General features: G+C 71.8%; 1 protein-coding gene. It reads left to right on the plus strand.

Annotated features, from left to right (window positions below):
* On the plus strand, positions 1-1225 hold a 1225-nt coding region (locus DQW06_RS17680; protein ID WP_232833063.1), incomplete at both ends, for a serine/threonine protein kinase.

Here is a 1225-nt window from a genome sequence, read left to right on the forward strand (position 1 = left end):
CCCTCAGCGGCGACCCCGTCCACTCCCACCCCCTCTCCGGCAACGTCAGGCTCTCGGGGCGCTCCGGTCCCGGCAGTGTCTCCGCGACCTCGGGCGCCAGCGTCAGCGGCGCCGGACGCGGCAGCCGCCGCTCCTCCCGCGGCATGCTCGGCATGGGCATGGTCCAGGTGCCCCTCGTCCCCTACCGGGACCCCTCCGAAGCCGTCATGGACAACCCCGTCGTCGCGGAGAAGAACCGCTTCTGCGGCAACTGCGGGGAGCGGGTCGGCCGCACCCAGGGCGACCAGCCCGGGCGCACCGAGGGCTTCTGCCGCAAGTGCGGGACCCAGTTCTCCTTCACGCCCAAGCTCTCCCCCGGGGACCTGGTCGGCGGCCAGTACGAGGTGCTCGGCTGTCTGGCCCACGGCGGCCTCGGCTGGATCTACCTGGCCCGGGACCGCAACGTCAACGACCGCTGGGTGGTCCTCAAGGGCCTGCTCAACGCCGGTGACGCCGAGGCGCACAAGGCGGCCGCCGCCGAGCGCGCGTTCCTCTCCGAGGTCGAGCACCCCAACATCGTCAAGATCATCAACTTCTCCCAGCACCCCGACCCGCGCACCGGCATCCCCGGCGGCCACATCGTCATGGAGTACGTGGGCGGCAAGTCCCTGCGCGAGCTGCTCATCGAGCGCCGGGAGGACGACCCCGACGCCGTCCTGCCCCCGGACCAGGTCATCGCCTACGGCCTGGAGGTCCTGCGGGCGCTGGGCTACCTGCACTCCAGGAGCCTGCTCTACTGCGACTTCAAACCCGACAACGTCATCCAGAGCGAGGAGCAGATCAAGCTGATCGACCTGGGCGGCGTGCGGCGCATGGACGACACCGTCAGCCCCGTCTACACCACGCCCGGGTACCGGGTGCCCGAGGAGGAGCTGCGCGGCCCCGGCCCCACGGTCAGCGCCGACCTGTACTCGGTCGGCCGCGCCCTGGCCGTGCTCAGCTTCCGCTTCAGCTTCATGCGCGACCACCCGCACAGCATCCCGCCGAGGGAGACCGTGCCGCTGCTCCAGCGCCACCCGTCCTTCGACCGGCTGCTGCGCCGCGCCACGCACAGCGAACCCGAACTGCGCTTCCACGACGCCGAGGACATGGCCGACCAGCTCACCGGCGTCCTGCGCGAGGTGCTCTCCGACCTGGAGGGAACGCCGCACCCCGCCCCCTCGACCCTGTTCGGCGCGGAGAACCC

The sequence above is a fragment of the Nocardiopsis sp. TNDT3 genome, assembly GCF_003427465.1.
In the GTDB taxonomy this organism is placed as follows: Bacteria; Actinomycetota; Actinomycetes; order Streptosporangiales; family Streptosporangiaceae; genus Nocardiopsis; species Nocardiopsis dassonvillei.